The organism is Prevotella sp. OH937_COT-195 (assembly GCF_003932845.1).
In the GTDB taxonomy this organism is placed as follows: Bacteria; Bacteroidota; Bacteroidia; order Bacteroidales; family Bacteroidaceae; genus Prevotella.
On sequence record NZ_RQZH01000089.1, the window covers coordinates 1 to 859 of the forward strand.

Sequence of the window (859 nt, forward strand, 5' to 3'; positions counted from 1 at the left end):
CCCGCCACGGTGCTTGCCGAATACTCGGTGACGGGAGAGGACGGCACATGGCATGCCGCATTCGCGGGCGGAGACGTATTTGCACATTACAGTTATGATGGAGGACGCACTTGGACGGACAAGGTGCGCATCGTCGGAAAGTCGCTGGAGTTTAAACCCGCATCGCTGCATTTCACCAAATGGACGGATTTCCGCAATTTCATGTTGCAGGGTGGCGAGCCTCTGTTTTACGAGTTGGCACAAGGCACGTATCTTCTTGACGAGGACGACGGTTTTATCCCCGGTTCTTACATTGTAACCCACAGGCAACTTACAGATTTTCAGAAATTTGACGAGGACGGCTGCAGTTCTATCGACGCGCCAATTGATGATAAATACCTCACGGCGGGAGGCGGGCATCTGTGGAACTCTCAAGGGCTGGACAAGCCGTGGTTGGACATGGGCAGGATAGAGGGTGCCGCAGGTACGGACGGGGTGTCGTTCGTTCTGTCGCCTGCGACGGTTATCTTCGAGCAGGACGAAAAGACATTGAAAATCGACACTCGCAGATTTGCCGCGCATGTGATAGGCATGAGTGGCGCACGCATGCTTTCAGCCGGGCGAGACTATAAGATTGCGAGGGTTGACGGAGCGCACTGCAATGCCGTGGCAAACGGAGACCGTATATTAATCGAGAGCATAGGCAAAGACGCGGAGGGCAGGTATTATTCATCGGGAAGCGTCACCGTTACAATCAAAGGTGTCGGCAGTCAGGAAATTGCATTGACACTCAATTGGGCGGCCAACTTGCTCGGCACTTGGAAGCAGACTGTGAAAAATGATGTTATGCAGGCGGTATCGGAAAAGACGGTAACATATA

General features: G+C 53.2%; 1 protein-coding gene. It reads left to right on the forward strand.

Annotated features, from left to right (window positions below; all coding sequences use genetic code 11):
• Positions 1–859 (forward strand): hypothetical protein (locus EII32_RS12250; protein WP_158611188.1); only part of this gene is annotated, 859 nt, incomplete at both ends.